Source organism: Puniceibacterium antarcticum, from assembly GCF_002760615.1.
In the GTDB taxonomy this organism is placed as follows: Bacteria; Pseudomonadota; Alphaproteobacteria; order Rhodobacterales; family Rhodobacteraceae; genus Puniceibacterium; species Puniceibacterium antarcticum.
On the sequence record NZ_AWWI01000033.1, the window covers coordinates 1 to 14,059 of the forward strand.

A 14,059-nucleotide genomic window follows, 5' to 3' on the forward strand; every position below is an offset into this window, starting at 1 on the left:
CATCTCGCCGGTCGGCACCAGCCCCAAAATCCGCAACATGCGTCCAGTGTCGTGTAGTCTGAGCAAACCGACTGCAGCTACGTAGCGTGTTGGAATCTCGTAGCAGCACTCATAGCCTCAAGATGATTGTCCACAGGCCCTAGGGGCTTCGCGCCCAAATGGATAGTTCCCCCCTCTCGTGACATTGCTTCGCAATGCACTGCCGGGCAGCGGAGAAACTGCGCTCCTATGAGCCGAAAGGCGCGACGTTGCGCCCAGCCTCAAACAATGGTCCAAAAGTGGCTCAATGACCGCAGCGGAAAAGCCCTCTCCCGTTTTGCAAACGGGAGAGGGCGATGCAGGGCTTCCGATCACCCGGCGGGTCTAAAACGCTTCGTTTGAAGATACTCCGCAACCCGCAATTCCTTCTCCGTACCAGCGCGCCGTCGGTTTGCCGCCGCCATCCGGTGCCACCGACTGCAAGCATTTGAGGCATGGCAAGCTGCTGGCAACCTTGATTGATGCAGAACCGGCCAGCCAATTTGCGAACGCGGCGCGTTACAGCGACAACATCGTGCCGAGTGTATCTGAGCTTGCATCACCACCAATGGTGAGGATATCGACATATCAGCAAAATCCAGCCTTCTAGCATGTCAGACCCGACTTGGGTCTGTGCAGCTAGGAATTGTATTTGGTGACTGACGACGGCTTTCCAAAGAGTGGAGAGCCGACAGCTCTCCGAAGAAATGCAAGCCGGAACAGCCATCAGGTGAATTTAACAAGAGGGCTGGGGCCATGTCATTTCATCCCAGGATGTACGCCTCGGTGCAGGGGTTTGAACCGCTCTGCGCTGTGCGTTGCCTGAGCTTTGATCAAATGACGATAGACCACTGGCGTGTGCGGGTCCGTGCGCAGGCTGGGGGACGCTATGTGTCCATGCATCCAAGGTTTGTCTTTATTCTCGACGGTCGTCAGCTGTCGCTGACGACGGACCGGCAGGCAGCACCGCAGATCTGCGCCTGCTGCTATATTCCCGGCGGCCTCGAAGTATGGGGGCGAATGGCGCAGTCGGGAGAATTGCGACATCTCGACCTTCACCTGTCCCATCGCCGCCTCTTGCAGATCACCGGCCCAGACACGCCGCTTCACAGACCGGTTTTTCTGCCAGAGGCGGGCGTATTGGCAGGACTCACCGCGCTACTGACCGAGGAAACCGACCGCCCGTGCAGATCGGCTCAGCATACCGAACGACTCGCCGAGGCGCTGATCGTCGAGTTTTTTCACCACGCCCGCACCATGACTCGACCCTACAGCGCGCAGCAGGCCGCTTTCGCGGACGTTGCCCTTTATGTGCGGCGCAACATGGAACAACGAATTTCAGTTGATCAGCTTGCGACACTATCCTGCATGTCGCGCACGGGTTTCAACCGGGAGTTCCGCGCCGCTATGGGGACATCGCCCTATCAGTGGGTGATGCAAATGAAGATTGCCCACGCCAAGCAGCTGCTGAAACAAGGCGTACCCTTCGTGCAGGTGGCTGACGCGACTGGCTTTGCGGATCAGGCTCATTTTAACCGCGTTTTTAAGGCCGCAACCGGCCTCGCTCCCGGCTTTTGGATAAAAGAACAGAGTTCGGGCGCGGTCGGGCCGAATTTACAAGACATCTCTACCTGACTATTTTTATCAGTCTTTGGAGTCTCCCAGCCGCTGCCCTTGTCGGCCGCACCCAAGAAGGACGCCATGACCGAGTATTCCCAAAACACATCTGCCCCAATTGGGCGGATGACACTGACCGCGCTTTTGATGATGTCAGCCGCTCCCGGCGCTCTCGCGCAGTCCGCGAACGAAACCTTTGAGCTAGAGGCGATCGTCCTGCAATACCAGGAAGACGCCACCGGGCCGGTGAACGGGGACAAGAATCCCCCCACAGTCACCGGATCGAAAGTGCCGCTGGTTCTAAGCGAAATTCCACAATCTGTATCCGTTCTGGGGCGCGAGGAGATCGACAGATTCAGTTCCAGCCGGGTGAGCGAGGCGCTGCGCTATACGGCAGGCGTCTCTACGGATGTTTTCGGCGATGATGACGATTACGACTGGCTTCGGATCCGCGGCTTTCAGGCTGACCAGACAGGTATCTACCTCGACAATGCACAAAACCTGGCCTTCGCCTTCGGATCCTTTTTTATCGATCCCTATACGCTGGAACGTATCGAGGTTCTGCGCGGCCCGTCCTCCTCGCTTTACGGCGGCTCGAATCCGGGTGGCATCGTTAACTATGTGTCCAAAAGACCCGGGGGGCGGGTGCGCGAGCTGACCTTTGGCGCGAATGATGCCACAGGTGCATGGACAGAGTTCGACTTTGGCGACGACCTTAGCAACGAACGCTCCTACCGCCTGACTGGGCGGCTGGAAGGCGGCGACAAATACGACGACTTGAACAACGGCTTTCGCGGCACGCTGGCACCGTCTTTCAAGTTTACCACTGATGGCGGCACCGACGTCACCTTACTTGCCAATATCCATTATGCCGACGAACAGCATAATGGCAGCAGCTTTCTGCCATATGAGGGCACTGTCGAATCGACGCCCGAGTTTGGCTACATTGATCCGAATGCCAACTTCTCGGATTCGGACTGGGACAGCTATTCGCGCAAGCAGGCCTCTGTAAGTGCGATTGTCGAACGTGAGATGGACAATGGCTTTACTTTTACCGGGATCGGCCGCCTTGGCGTCGCCCATATCGAAGAGCGGTATTATTATCCCTTCGGTTATGCCGGTTATTCGACTACCCCCACGGATGCCGACGGCACGCTCAGCCTGATTGCGTTCGAACATGACACGCAGGTGCGCACTGCCCAGACCGACTTGCGCTATTACGGGACGGTGGATGCCGGAACGGTTTCGCATGATATGCTTTTTGGGCTGGATGCGCGGTATTACTGGCTTGATGAAACCCAAGCGTCGGGCATTGGCACAAATTCGGTAGTCGATCCATCGAATCCGGGCACCCCTGTTCTGGGGGCACCCTATCAGGACGCTGTCACCACACAAAGTCAGATCGGACTCTATTTTCAGGACCAGATGCGCTGGGGGGGCGGCTGGATCGGCACCGTTAATCTGCGGCACGATTTTGTCTGGACTGAGCAGGACGGTTCAGGCGCCTTCTCGCGCAATGATTCAGAAACTTCCTACCGTGCCGCTCTGGCCTATGAAACCACCAGCGGGCTGACTCCTTATGCGTCATTTTCCAGCTTCTTCAATCCACTGGCCGCATCCCCGTCCAGCGGTGTGAGCAAACCCGAAACAGGCCAACAAATAGAACTGGGCCTCAAATGGGCACCGCAGGGCAACAACTTCTCTCTTTCTGCGGCAGCGTTCCAGATCGAGCAGGAGAATGTCGTGACCGGCATTTCTCCAAACCAGTCACAGATCGGCGAAGTCCGCTCTCGCGGGTTTGAAGTCGAGGGTAAGTATGATTTTGGCAATGGTCTGACGCTAGCCGGGGCCGCAACCTTCCTGGATCTGGAGGTGACCAAAGACAGCAATTCGGCAATTGTCGGCAAGGCGCCGACGCTGAACCCGAAACAGGAACTGTCGCTTTTTGCACAACATGCCTTTGTCGGGGATCTGGAAGGTTTATCCGTGGGACTGGGTGTGCGGTATCGCGGCGAAAGCTATGCTGATCCCGCCAACACGCTCAAAGTGCCCAGTTCGACCGCCTATGATCTGGCCGCCAGCTATGCCTTCGACAACGGGTTTGTGGGCAATCTGAGCGTGACCAACCTGACAGACGAACGGTATGTGACCGGATGCCAGACCGCATATGTCTGTTCCTACGGATCAGGGCGAGAAATCAGCATTTCAGTTACATCACGTTTCTGAACGCCATGACCCCGAAACCAAGCGCCGTACCTATGCGGGCTGCCCTTTTGTTTTTAACGCGACACTCAGAAATTGTGGTAGGATCGCAATAGAACCGCCGATCTTATCAGATAGGCGCATAATCGCACATTGTCGGTGGCTGTTTTCACGTTGAGCGCCATTCGGTTGCTTGGCTGTCGTTCTTTGTCGGCATCGCAATGTGCGATTGTGGTGAATGAAAAGTGCTTGATCCCGGCATCTGGTGTTTCGTGCTCAGGATGAATCTGTTTGGCTCGGATGTCCAGATTTTGCAGATGTATTCGTAGGGCGTGAGGCCGCTGAGGGTTTTGAGCCTGCACGCGAAATTGTAGGTGAGGAGGGATTGACCAACGGTCCGGAGGACCATTGGTCCCAACGCAAGATGAAGTCGGCCAGATGGGTGCGGAGCTGGTTGTTGTCGTCATAATGGAAGCGCTTGACGTTCAACGGGGAAACGATCCCCCGGGTCATTTCCTGATCCGCTCAACATTTGTCAGCCTATACTCGATCTTAAGTTCCCAGAGCACGCGGTCAAAGATGTGTTTGAAGACACTGATTTCGCGGCTTCGATTTGTCAGTTGGACACCGTTATCGATTGCCCAGCAGGGTCATGCGAAACATGAATCCGAGATGGGGGTCAGCACAGTGTGCAGCCAGTAAGGAACGGCAGCGATCAAGGCGCGCCATAACTGAGCGGTGGCCGTCTTCGCCGCCCTTTCGACGAACTGGGTGAAAGCAAACTTGCTTATTCGGTCAATGCCGACAATCGGGTAGTGCTTGCCATAGGCGGTCTGGACGTCTGCGATATCGATATGGGAGTAGACCCTTTTCGTCAGCATGCTGTGCATGCGCCTGCCGAGCAATGGATGGGATAGCGTTTGAAGCGCTGCCACTTCGGCTTGTCCCCTTTCACCATCCGGCAAGCGTGAAATCCCGCATACGCGATTGCTGCCAGAAACGATCCCCGACTTCGAAGCCCCCAAGCGCAACCGCATTATGATGGGGGGCGAGGTGCCGTCGCCGGTATCGTCGCCCTCGGGGTGCAGCTTTCACCCTCGCTGTCCGCTGGCCTTTGATCACTGCAAGACCGAACGCCCGCAGCGCTGGATTGAGACCCATAATCGCCGCGTCAGATATTTTGCCGCTGAAGAAGGAGCGAAGGATATCTGAGGAAGCCTTGCTGCTTCGGGCCATTAAGATTTCCGCAGGCGCGCGCGACATCCCCGGAACCGAACCTTTCGGGGCGATCATCGTCAAGGCCGGCAAGATCGTCGGCGAGGGCATCAACCGGTCGGTGATGAACCATGTAACGACCTCGCATGGCGAAACCGAGGCGATCCGCGACGCCTGCCGCAACCTGCGGACAGTCGATCTGCGGCGCTGCGCGCTCTATTCCAGCTGCGAACCCTTTGCTCTCTGCGTGGCGGCGATGAACATCGCGGGTTTTGCCGCGCTATATTACACTGCTGACATGGATCAGGCAGGGACCGCCATAGCGGAGCTGTCAGAGGCTGCCCAGTCGCAGAACGGATCATGTCCACAGAGCAGCAGCTGGACGCAGAGTCCACGGCCATCCTGCATGACTGGGTTAGCCTTGCCCGCTCGCGGATCTGATCATGCGCCTGCTCGGCCTCGACCCCAATAAGATAGAGGCCATGAACGGCCCCATCGTTTTGGCAGCGCGCCAGACGGACAGCCCGTGATCGAGGAGGCAGGGGATGGCGAAGCGGCGAGCACGGGGCTGGATGCGCTGCGGCCAGAGGCTCAGGCCGCGAGGGACGACGCCATTTCGACGGGTGTTCATACAAGACCGGTCTAAAATTACCTGGCACCACAAGCAGATGCTTTCATAAGAGACGGACACGCCCCGCTCGTCCAAGAGATCCTCAACATCACGCGGGTTCAACGCAATCCGATGGTGCACGCGCAAGGCATAGGAGCTAATGAAGATGGAGAAGCGAAAACCCTTCGGACTGCATAACAAAAGTTGGCTGGCCAAGCCAAAGCGCTAAGCGTGAGACAGCGCAGCGCGAAGAGGCTGACAAAGTCGGCGAAATGCATTTCTGAGGATTCGACCCGAACCTCCGCCCCTAAAATCTTTATGCAAATTTTACGGCAAGCCACCGTGACCCACCGCGCATCTTTATGCGGGCTGATGGCACATTGCACATCACCCGGTCCGGATTCGGACCTTCATCATGGGACATTGTCATGACGTTCGATCTTGTGCTCGGTGCCATCGTGGCCATCGGACTTGCTGTCTATTTGCTAGCCGTTCTGGCACGCCCTGAACGATTCTGAGGAGGGCGACATGAGCAAGACATCCTCCGCTTCGCTGTTCACCTCAGAACTTCTGAAGCCCGCTTTACGCGATGCGGTGCGCAAGCTTGACCCAAGGGAGCTCTACCGCAACCCGGTCATGTTCACCACCGCCGTGGTGGCCTTGTTGGCCACAGTGCTGGCGCTCCGATCGCTTGTCGCCGGGGCGGAAGACACTTTCTTTCAATTGCAACTGGTGATCTGGCTGTGGCTCACGGTCTTGTTCGGGAACCTCGCCGAGGCGCTGGCCGAGGGGCGCGGCAAGGCGCAGGCGGCGGCGCTACGGTCCACGAAGGCGGAACTGACCGGCCGAAGAATCGACGGAGAACAGCAGGAGAAGGTCCCGGCCAGCGCGCTGCGCAAGGGTGATCTGGTCCGGGTGGAAACCGACGAGTTGATCCCCGCCGACGGCGAGGTGATCGCTGGCGTCGCCTCGGTCAACGAGGCCGCGATCACCGGCGAAAGTGCGCCCGTCATCCGCGAGGCAGGTGGCGACAGGTCCGCGGTGACGGCTGGCACGCGCGTCCTGTCGGATGGCATCACGGTGCGGGTCACAGCAGAGCCGGGTCAGGGCTTTATAGACCGGATGATCGCGCTGGTTGAAGGCGCGTCTCGGGCCAAGACGCCGAACGAGGTCGCGCTGACACTTTTGCTGACCGGCCTTACGCTGATCTTTCTGGTCGCCGTCGGCACGCTGCCGGCGTTTACGGCATATGCCGGACAGACAATTTCTGTCCCGGTGCTGGTGGCGCTTTTCGTGGCACTGATCCCCACGACGATTTCTGCGCTGTTGTCGGCCATCGGCATCGCCGGGATGGACCGGCTTGTGCGGTTCAACGTTTTGGCCAAATCTGGCCGCGCGGTCGAGGCGGCGGGCGACATCGACGTGCTGCTGCTCGACAAGACCGGCACCATCACGCTGGGCGACCGGCAGGCGAGTGAATTCGTGGCCCTGCCGGGTGTGGCACAAGGCGATCTGGTTGAGGCGGCGATGCTGGCCAGCCTTGCGGACGAGACACCAGAGGGGCGGTCCATCGTGGCACTGGCCCGCGCGCAGGGCATGGAGGCGACCCAGCCCGCAGGGGCCGAGGTCGTGACCTTCACCGCGCAGACCCGCGTGTCGGGTATTGATGCCGATGGGCGAGAGGTTCGGAAGGGCGCGGTGGATGCGGTGCTGAAACTGCATCCTTTCGATGCCCGAGCCACACAGGCACTGCGGCAGGTGACTGACCGCATCGCGCGCGATGGCGGCACGCCGCTGGCAGTCAGCGATGGCACCCGTCTTCTGGGGGCCGTCCACCTGAAGGACATCATCAAGACCGGTATCAAGGAGCGCTTTGCCGAGCTGCGGCGCATGGGAATCCGCACGGTGATGATCACCGGGGACAATCCCCTGACCGCCGCCGCCATCGCCGCAGAATCCGGTGTGGACGACTTCCTGGCCGAGGCGACGCCCGAGGACAAGCTGGAGTTGATCCGCAAGGAACAGTCCGGCGGCCGCCTTGTCGCGATGTGCGGCGACGGTACCAACGATGCACCTGCCTTGGCGCAGGCAGATGTGGGTGTGGCAATGAACACCGGCACGCAGGCGGCGCGCGAGGCGGGCAACATGGTTGATCTGGACAACAATCCCACGAAGCTGATCGAGATCGTGGGTCTGGGCAAACAATTGCTGATGACGCGGGGCGCGCTGACGACGTTCAGCATCTCCAACGATGTCGCCAAATATTTTGCCATCCTGCCCGCGATCTTTGTGGCGCTCTATCCCGGTCTTGGCACTCTGAATGTAATGGGCCTGACCAGTCCGCAAAGCGCAATCCTCTCGGCGGTGATCTTCAACGCGCTGATCATCCCCTGTCTCGTGCCGCTGGCGCTGCGCGGTGTCGCCTACAAACCGCGCAGCGCCTCGCGCCAACTGATCGGCAACCTCGGCCTTTACGGCCTTGGCGGGCTGATCGTTCCCTTTATCGGCATCAAGGGGATCGACCTCGCTGTCGCAGCCCTTGGTCTGGCGTGAGGTGTCGCCATGACCCTTTTGTATCTTCTGCTCGGCTATGCCGTCTTTGCCCTGCTTGCTGTCATCGTCGCCCTTGCGGCGCGTGGCTGACTCATCCCTGAGGAAACCGAAATGGACCCCATTTTTCTCTCGACGCTTATCGTCGGCGGCACCGCGCTGCTGTCATGGCCATTGGGCCGCTACATGGCCTGGGCGATGGACCCGGCCGGAAACAACGGCCCCACCAACCTCTTTGAGCGCATTTCTGGCGCGCGGGGTATGCAGGACTGGCGCAGCTATGTCGCCTCACTGCTGATCTTCAACGTGGCAATGTTCACAATCTGCTTTGCCATCCTGTCCCTACAGCAGTTCCTCGCGCTGAACCCCGACACAAAGGGTGCGTTGGATGCACATCTTGCGTTCAACACTGCGGCGAGCTTTACCACCAACACCAACCTGCAGCACTATTCCGGTGAGGTGTCGATGAGCTACCTGTCGCAGCTTGCCGCGCTCATGTGGCTTCAGTTCGTATCTGCCGCCACTGGCATTGCGGCGCTGGCCGCACTGGCGCGTGGTATCGCGGGACGCGAAACCATGGGACATTTCATGATCGACGTGCAACGCGCAACCTTTCTTGTGCTACTACCTCTGGCGGTGCTAGTGGCCGGTTACATGGTGCTGATGGGCGTTCCGATGACCCTGCAGGGGGCTGCACAGGCGGTCACGCTGGAGGGTGCCACCCAGACAATCGCACGAGGGCCGGTGGCGGTGTTTCTGGCGATCAAGCAGCTTGGCACCAACGGTGGCGGCTACTTCGGACCCAACGCCACACATCCGCTGGAAAACCCCAGCTTCTGGACCAACCTGGTATCAATGATCGCGATCATCCTGATCCCGATGGCTTGCGTCTGGATGTTCGGGCGGATCATTGGACGCCAACGCCATGCGGCGGTGATTTTTTCGGTGATGCTGGTCTTTCTGATCGCGAAGATCGCCAGCTCGGTCTGGTTCGAAAGCGCGCCCACCTATGCCCTGCGCGACCTTCCGGTCGAACAGACCCTCGGCAACCTCGAGGGCAAGGAACTGCGCCTTGGCGCAACAACCGGCCCGCTCTGGGCGGTGCTGACATCTTCGACTTCGAACGGATCCGTCGGGGCGATGCACGACAGCCTCAATCCTCTGACCGGGCTGATCCCGATGATCGGGATGTGGCTGAACGCGACCTTCGGCGGTGTCGGGGTCGGCATGATCAACATGTTCGTTTACATCATTATCGCGGTCTTCGTGGCAGGGATGATGGTGGGGCGAACACCCGAGTACCTGGGTCACCGCGTTGAGGCACGCGAGGTTAAACTGGCGGTCATGGCGCTGTTCCTGCACGCGGTCCTTATCCTTGGCGGCACCGCGCTTTTCGCTGCAACGCCCTGGGGGCAATCAACCACGCTCAACCCCGGCGCGCATGGCTTTTCGGAGATTCTATATGAGTTCACGTCTGCTGCCGCCAACAACGGGTCCGGATTCGAAGGCCTGGGGGATGGCACTGCCCAGTGGAACATCGCGACAGGAATCGTGATGCTGCTGGGGCGGTTCGTGCCCATCATCCTGCCGCTGGCCATCGCGGGGTCCTTCATGACCAAGCAGCGCGCGGCAGAAAGCGTCGGCACGCTGGGAGTAGAGGATGCGACCTTTGCCACCATGCTGGCAATCACGATCATCATCTTCGGCGCGCTGACGTTTTTACCTGCAGCAGCGATTGGACCGATGGCAGAACAGCTGTCGCTGGCGTATTGATCAACTTATCTGGGGAACACGATGATGAACGACATTCTCTCTTCCATACGCGTTGCGATCGCGTCGATGCTGGTCTGCGTTGCAGGCTACACCGCCCTGATCTGGGGTGTGGCACAGGCGGTGACACCCGCAACGGCACAGGGTTCTCTGTTGACCGACGCCAGCGGGCAGATCATCGGCAGCCGCCTTGTGGCGCAGTCCTTCACGTCGCCTGGTTATTTCTGGCCGCGCCCGTCGGCAGTGGATTACAACGCCGCAGGGGCTGGCGGGTCGAACCTGTCGCCCGCCAACCCCGCCATCACCGCGCGGGCAAGTGCGATCATCGCGGCCTATGGCGTCGATGCGCCCATACCCGCCGATCTCGTCACCGCTTCCGGTGCGGGCCTCGACCCTCATATCTCGCTCGCTGGTGCGCTCTTTCAGGTGCCACGTGTCGCACAGGCGCGGGGGATGGACCCGGCCGCGGTGCAGTCGGTCGTCGAGCGGCTCGCCTTCGCTCCGGGTGGTCCACTGACGCAGGAGCGGATCGTGAATGTGCTGGATCTCAATCTCGCCCTTGATGCAGGTGCATAATTGAACGAAGATCTGCGCCCCTCGCCCGATGCCCTGCTGCGCGAGGCCACCCGCGCAGGCCGCGGTGCCTTGAAGATCTTCCTTGGGGCGGCCCCCGGCGTTGGCAAAACATTCGAGATGCTGTCGAAGGGCGCCGAAAAACAGGCGGAGGGGGTTGATGTTGTGATCGGCCTTGCCGAAACCCACGGCCGCGCGGAAACAGAGGCCCTGCTGGCGCCGCTTGACATCGTTCCGCGCCGCCGCATCGCCTATCGGGGGCAGACCCTGACCGAAATGGACCTCGATGCCATCCTCGAACGCGCCCCGGCCCTTGTTCTGGTCGATGAACTGGCCCACACCAACGCCCCTGGGTCGCGCCACCCAAAGCGCTGGCAGGACATCGCAGAGTTGCGGGAAGCCGGGCTGGATGTTTGGACGACGGTGAACATTCAGCATCTCGACAGTCTGAATGATATTGTCGGGGGTTTCACGCAGGTCCGCGTCCAAGAGACGGTGCCGGATCACGTCTTCGAGGATGCCGAGATCGAGGTGATCGACCTGTCGCCCGACGACCTGATCGCGCGGCTGCAAGCGGGCAAAGTCTACCTGCCACAAGAGGCCAACCGCGCGCTGGAGAATTTCTTTACCAAAACCAAGCTGTCGGCGCTGCGCGAGCTTGCTCTGCGCCGGGCGGCGCAGGCCGTGGACAGCCAGATGCTGGACCAGCTGCGCGCAGGCGGCGTTCCCGGCACTTGGGCCGTCGGCGAACGGGTGCTGGTCGCCGTCAGCGAAGAGCCCGGCTCTGCTGCCATCGTCCGGGCTGCCAAGCGCCTTGCGGACGCCTTACGAGCACCTTGGACGGCCATTCACGTCGAGACGCCCCGTGAGGGGGCTTTCAGCGAAGGGCAGCGTCGGCGGGTCGGACGTAATCTGGCCCTCGCGGCGGAGTTGGGCGCTACGCTGGTCAGCGTTCCGGGCACCAGCGTGTCCGATGTACTGCTGGAACAGATCCGTGAAATGCGCACGACCCAACTGGTCATCGGCAAAAGCCACCGCAGCCGCTGGTTTGCTCTGCAGCACGGATCTGTCGTCGGCGATCTGCTGACCGCTGCGGGCGATGTGGCGATCCATGTCATCCCGATCCAGACGAAGGCGGCGCAGACCACAATCTGGTCGCGGCTGCGCTCCGAGAACCTTATGCTCGGCCTCTCCGGGGCGGTTTCGCTGGTCGGAGCAACGGCGGTTCTTGGCAAGGTTGCCGACGCCTGGATCGGATATCAGGGCGTCGATCTGCTGTTTCTGTTGCCGGTCATCGTATCGGCCCTCTTCTTCGGCCGCTGGCCCAGCATTGTCGCGGCGCTGCTGGCAGGAACGCTTTACAATTTTCTCTTCCTGCCACCGGTCCTTACGTTCAACATCTACGACCCCCGTAACGTGGTCACGGTCTTTATCCTCATCGCCGTCGGTCTGGTCACCAGCCAGCTGGCCGTCCGGCTGCGCGTCACCGCCCGGATGAACGCCAAGAGTGCGCGGGAAAACGCAGCCCTCGCCCGCCTCGCGGCTCGCCTCGGGGCCTTGTCCGACGCCGCTGCCACGGGCCGTGTCGTCTGCGAGGAGATCGCAGGCATCTTGGCGGTTGATGCCATGATGCTGGCGCAGGGGCCGGACGGCGTGACGATCACCGCCAGCACACCCGACGGCTTGACACTGAACCCGACCGACCGTGCTGCGGCCGCCTGGGCGCTGGACAAGGGCGATGCGACGGGCTTCGGCACCAACACCCTGACCGGCAGTGCCTGGCAATTCCGGCCGCTGCGCACATCTCTGGGCATCCTCGGCGTGCTGGCCCTGCGCCGCGAGGACGGACAGCACCCCGTCCCCGCCGAGAAGGCAGGGATTGCCGCCAGCCTGCTGGATCAGGCGGCATTGGCCCATGAGCGTCTGAAACTGGAACAGGACATGAGCGATCTGCGCGCTACGCGCGAGCGCGACAGCCTGCGGGCAACGCTGCTTGCATCACTCAGCCACGACCTACGCACACCCTTGACGGGTGTCATCGCTGCGGCAGAGGCGCTGACGCCGGGCGGCGACCCGGATGGGACGCTAGTGAATGCCATAAGGATCGAAGCCCGCCGTTTGAACAGCTTTCTCGGTGATCTGCTGGACGTCACCCGGATTGAGGAAGGCGCTGTGCGCGTCAACCTGCAGCCCATTGATCTCACCGATGTCGTTCGCGGCACGCTGCACGATATGCGCGGCGTCCTCAAGGATCGCGCGGTGACGGTAGACGTCGATGCCACCCTGCCGCTGCTGCGGGCAGACCCGGTCCTGTTGCAGCACGCCTTGTTGAACCTCGTGGACAACGCACACAAGTATTCCCCCAACGATATGCCAATCGAGATCCAGGCGCGGCGTCGGCTGGGCTGGATGGCGCTGAGCGTGCGCGATCATGGTGTGGGCCTGCCGCATGACTCCGAACGGATCGTGTTCGAGCGGTTCTTTCGCGGCATGGGGTCGGACAGGACAGGTGGTGCCGGTCTGGGGCTCGCCATCGTCAAGGGCTTCGCCGATGCCATGGGCCTTGAAGTGCGGGCCTCGAACGCTCGGGGCGGCGGGGCGAGGTTCACAATTGCCTTTCCCCCTGCGGCCATATTTGCAGACGTGACAGAGGAGGCGATGTGACAAAAACCCAATTCCGTATCTTGGTGATCGAAGACGAGCTTGCAATCCGCCGTCTGGTCACTGCTGCGTTGACGCGCGGGGGATACAACGTCGAACATGCCGAGACAGGGGGCGAGGGCCTGCGCAAGACCGCACGCTGCGACCTCGCTCTGCTAGATCTGGGACTGCCGGACCGAGACGGGCTGGAACTGATCGGACCCTTGCGCGTGGCCGGATTGTCCGTGATCGTTTTGACGGCCCGAGACGCGACCGAGGAGAAGGTTGCAGCGCTGGATCTGGGGGCAGACGATTATGTCACCAAGCCATTCGATACTGATGAATTGCTCGCGCGTGTCCGATCCTGCCTGCGTCGGCGGGCAGTCGGCAACGGTGCAACAGGCAAGGTCGACGCCGGCCGAATCCGGATCGATATTGACGCACACAGCGTCTCCCGCGACGGCGTACAGGTCAAACTCACTCCAAAAGAATTTGCACTTCTGGAGCTGTTGGCCATCAATGTGGGAAAGGTCCTAACCCATGCCCAGCTTTTGGGAGCCGTCTGGGGGCCTGCTCATAGGGACAGTGTCGAATATCTACGCGTGGCGATCCGCAGCCTGCGAGCAAAACTTGAAGAAGATCCGGGCGACCCGCATCTGCTGATGAACGAACCTGGAATCGGATACCGGCTTGCGGACCATTCATGATTGAGATGGACTACCGGATTTAGGGGCGTTGTTACATGGAGGGTTATAGGGGCCTTGTTGCATGAAGGGTTAGGAGACTGGAACGAGCCCTACCAAAGACGGATTTCACGCGATGCGTTCGAAATTGGGGTGGCCAAGTTTGGTCCTCCGGTTGAGA

Annotated in this window: 10 protein-coding genes and 3 pseudogenes; 11 read left to right on the forward strand and 2 right to left on the reverse strand. The window is 60.5% G+C overall.

Annotated elements, in window-relative coordinates; translation table 11 throughout:
* Window positions 1-212: 212 nt before the first annotated feature.
* From P775_RS29700 to P775_RS03750, 3 genes and pseudogenes are all read left to right on the forward strand, one after another.
* Window positions 213-501: pseudogene (locus P775_RS29700) on the forward strand (IS6 family transposase); the annotation flags it as partial.
* A 273-nt stretch (window positions 502-774) separates the two neighbouring features.
* Window positions 775-1,653, forward strand: coding sequence for an AraC family transcriptional regulator (locus P775_RS03745; RefSeq protein WP_099909710.1), 879 nt, complete (start codon window positions 775-777; stop codon window positions 1,651-1,653).
* A 66-nt stretch (window positions 1,654-1,719) separates the two neighbouring features.
* Window positions 1,720-3,861, forward strand: coding sequence for a TonB-dependent siderophore receptor (locus P775_RS03750; protein ID WP_245875553.1), 2,142 nt, complete (start codon window positions 1,720-1,722; stop codon window positions 3,859-3,861).
* Window positions 3,862-4,081: 220 nt separating this feature from the next.
* Here the strand turns inward: P775_RS03750 and P775_RS28765 are convergent.
* A pseudogene (locus tag P775_RS28765) lies at window positions 4,082-4,700 on the reverse strand (transposase family protein); the annotation flags it as partial.
* A 124-nt stretch (window positions 4,701-4,824) separates the two neighbouring features.
* Between P775_RS28765 and P775_RS03765 the strand changes: the two are divergent.
* Both P775_RS03765 and P775_RS03770 read left to right on the forward strand, forming a co-directional pair.
* Complete coding sequence (locus tag P775_RS03765; RefSeq protein ID WP_245875554.1) at window positions 4,825-5,049, forward strand: oligopeptide/dipeptide ABC transporter ATP-binding protein; 225 nt, start codon at window positions 4,825-4,827, stop codon at window positions 5,047-5,049.
* Between the two features lie 7 nt (window positions 5,050-5,056).
* Window positions 5,057-5,524, forward strand: a complete 468-nt coding sequence (locus tag P775_RS03770) for a nucleoside deaminase (RefSeq protein WP_218967620.1) — start codon at window positions 5,057-5,059, stop codon at window positions 5,522-5,524.
* Between the two features lie 186 nt (window positions 5,525-5,710).
* On the opposite strand, the pseudogene P775_RS28770 reads toward P775_RS03770, so the two are convergent.
* A pseudogene (locus P775_RS28770) lies at window positions 5,711-5,878 on the reverse strand (IS6 family transposase); the annotation flags it as partial.
* Window positions 5,879-6,090: 212 nt separating this feature from the next.
* Here P775_RS28770 and kdpF point away from each other — a divergent pair.
* The 6 genes from kdpF (at window position 6,091) to P775_RS03800 (ending at window position 13,902) form a co-directional block, all read left to right on the forward strand.
* Window positions 6,091-6,180, forward strand: coding sequence for a K(+)-transporting ATPase subunit F (kdpF, locus tag P775_RS03775; protein WP_099909713.1), 90 nt, complete (start codon window positions 6,091-6,093; stop codon window positions 6,178-6,180).
* Between the two features lie 10 nt (window positions 6,181-6,190).
* Window positions 6,191-8,215, forward strand: a complete 2,025-nt coding sequence (kdpB, locus tag P775_RS03780; RefSeq protein ID WP_099909714.1) for a potassium-transporting ATPase subunit KdpB — start codon at window positions 6,191-6,193, stop codon at window positions 8,213-8,215.
* Window positions 8,216-8,326: 111 nt separating this feature from the next.
* Complete coding sequence (gene kdpA, locus P775_RS03785; protein WP_099909715.1) at window positions 8,327-9,985, forward strand: potassium-transporting ATPase subunit KdpA; 1,659 nt, start codon at window positions 8,327-8,329, stop codon at window positions 9,983-9,985.
* 24 nt (window positions 9,986-10,009) lie between these two features.
* Window positions 10,010-10,558 carry a potassium-transporting ATPase subunit C gene (locus tag P775_RS03790; RefSeq protein WP_099909720.1) on the forward strand — a complete coding sequence of 183 codons (549 nt, stop codon included), beginning with the start codon at window positions 10,010-10,012 and terminating at the stop codon, window positions 10,556-10,558.
* Window positions 10,559-13,219 carry a sensor histidine kinase gene (locus P775_RS03795; RefSeq protein ID WP_099909716.1) on the forward strand — a complete coding sequence of 887 codons (2,661 nt, stop codon included), beginning with the start codon at window positions 10,559-10,561 and terminating at the stop codon, window positions 13,217-13,219.
* A complete protein-coding gene (locus tag P775_RS03800; RefSeq protein ID WP_099909717.1) occupies window positions 13,216-13,902 on the forward strand; it encodes a response regulator in 687 nt (228 codons plus the stop codon). The genes P775_RS03795 and P775_RS03800 overlap by 4 nt, the downstream gene beginning before the upstream one ends.
* The last annotated feature ends 157 nt before the right edge of the window (window positions 13,903-14,059 follow it).